The 2,347-nt window shown below is 34.2% G+C and carries 2 protein-coding genes; both read right to left on the reverse strand.

What is annotated here, in order from left to right:
* Positions 1 to 55: 55 nt before the first annotated feature.
* Complete coding sequence (locus tag FHL06_RS12410) at positions 56 to 835, reverse strand: FAD:protein FMN transferase (RefSeq protein WP_153386886.1); 780 nt, start codon at positions 833 to 835, stop codon at positions 56 to 58.
* A 101-nt stretch (positions 836 to 936) separates the two neighbouring features.
* Positions 937 to 2,229, reverse strand: coding sequence for a nucleobase:cation symporter-2 family protein (locus FHL06_RS12415; RefSeq protein WP_153386887.1), 1,293 nt, complete (start codon positions 2,227 to 2,229; stop codon positions 937 to 939).
* Between the last annotated feature and the right edge of the window lie 118 nt (positions 2,230 to 2,347).

The raw sequence follows: 2,347 nt of genomic DNA on the forward strand, positions 1-2,347 counted from the left end.
GACTAAAATTAGAAATTTTGACAAAAAAATGAGATACATAACGATGTTATGTATCTCATTTTTTTACTGCTATTCGATCTGAAAATCCGTCACGAAAGTTCTCCATACCTAAATTTTTATCAACGATCATTCCCGTCAAATGGTATTTTGAAATGAATTCTGGAAATTTATTGGTGCCTGCAGAAATACCGGCTGAGGACCAAATATTAGCATCCAATGCATTATTGCTAACAACTGTCACCTGCTCTATATCGCTCTTTTCTTTACGCAAGCTTCGCATTTTATTAGAAGTTGAGATAGCTCCATTCTTCAAAAAGTAAGTTGCTAAAAGGATATCTAAATTCTTGGGATCTTTAACTGCAATACGCCATCTGAAGTCAATATTAGGACGACTAGCTAAACGGACATCATCACCAGATCTTAACGAAACTCCATCAATTCCATCATCATTTAATAATGATAAAAGATAACGATTAAATATCTTGTCGATCATCCAACCATTCAATAAACCAATCGGATCATATTTGCCATTAAAGTAAGAACTGAAATAGTGATGGGTCATCTGTTCTGCTGTGATAGTTTGCTCGTATACTTCTTCAAAATCTTTAGACTGCATCAAAACGGCTTCTTCTCCATCTTGAAACCTGGCTAAAGTTGAATCATTATTTTCTAACGAAAAAATATCATCATACTCCTTAAGATTTTCAGAAATTGCGGCTACTGTTTTATCCACTTTTAATTGATCAATTCTTTCAGAATCAGGTGTTGCTAGTTTGATTTCAAATGGTAGATCAAACTTATTGATAACAACACTTATATATTTATAGTCAGTCATATTTTTCACTCCTTTATCTAAAAAAATACGTATGCTTATCTAATTTATCGATAAGTATACGTACCAAATGTGATGAAAATATGACCAGGGTTTGAAAGTTTCTAGGCAGTCTTTTTATTAGAATTTAATAGTAAATTCAAAATGATTGCTGAGAAACTTCCAACTACTAATCCATTATTTAAAATAGTTTGTAAAGTAGAAGGCAAGAAGTGCAAGAGAGTTGGTTGAACTGTCACACCTAATCCCAAACTGATAGAAACTGCCATAATCATAATATTATTATTATTCATTTCTACTTTAGATAACATCTTAATTCCTTCAATTCCGACAGTACCGAACATAATCAACATGGCACCACCTAAAACTGCATTAGGGATCAATTCAGCAATTGCTCCAACCTTAGGAATCAATCCTAAGATAATCAAAAGAAACGCTGAGAAATAAACTGGTTTATTTTTCTTAATTCCTGACAATTGAACAACGGCAACATTTTGTGAGAAAGTTGAATATGGGAATGTATTGAAGATACCGCCTAAAATGGCAGCCAATCCTTCAGATGCATAACCTCTTTGTAAATCATTCTCATCTAGATCACGTTTAGTAAGTTCGGCTAATGCATAATAAACACCGGTTGATTCAATCATACAAGTCAAAGCAGCTAATAACATAACCAAAATTGATGACCATTCAAATTTTGGTGTCGCAAAGTAAAATGGTTGAGGAATTTGGAACCAGTGAGCTGAGCTAACGCTACTGAAACCGATTTGTCCCATACCAATACCTAATAAGTATCCAGCGACGATACCGATCAAGACAGCAATCTGTTGAATAAATCCACGGCCCCAAATACTTACGACAACAATTATTAATGCCGTAGCAAAGCCTAAAATTAAATTAGTCGGACTACCAAAACCTTTAGCAGCAACATTGCCACCACCGATATTTTGAAATGCGACTGGTATCAAAGTAAAGCCAATCAATGTAATTAATGAACCAGTAACAACTGGTGGAAAGAATCGCTTTAATTTAGCAAATATCTTTGAAATTAACATAATAAAGATACCCGCTACGATAATAGCACCATACATATAAGCAATCCCAAAATGATGCCCTATATTTTGTAACGGCGTTACATATTCGACGGCTGATCCTAAAACAACTGGCAAACCTATCCCAGTCAGGGGTGTTCGCTTAATCTGTAGGAGTGTAGCTACCCCACACATAAAAATATCTACTGAGATTAAGTAAGTCATTTCTTTAGCACTGAATCCAAGTGATGCTCCAATCAAAATTGGAATTAAGATATCACCAGAATACATGGCTAATAAATGTTGAAACCCTAAGAGCAGATTTTTCAGAAAAGAATCGCTCTGATTTTTTGTATCAAGATCCATATTGCCCCTCCTATTATTTAGAAAATTATAGCATTATTTTCAGAGGTTATTAAAGCAGAAGTTTTTTGTTTTTAGTTTGCTGCCGCTTTCAAGGGTAAGAAATTTAGGATGTAATCTC

This window comes from Companilactobacillus halodurans, from assembly GCF_009600985.1.
GTDB lineage: Bacteria > Bacillota > Bacilli > Lactobacillales > Lactobacillaceae > Companilactobacillus > Companilactobacillus halodurans.

What these genes read in the sequence shown, in the direction of transcription:
- FHL06_RS12410 (WP_153386886.1), bottom strand. Translation starts at nt 835, where the DNA reads ATGACTGACTATAAATATATAAGTGTTGTTATCAATAAGTTTGATCTA.
- FHL06_RS12415 (WP_153386887.1), bottom strand. Translation starts at nt 2,229, where the DNA reads ATGGATCTTGATACAAAAAATCAGAGCGATTCTTTTCTGAAAAATCTG.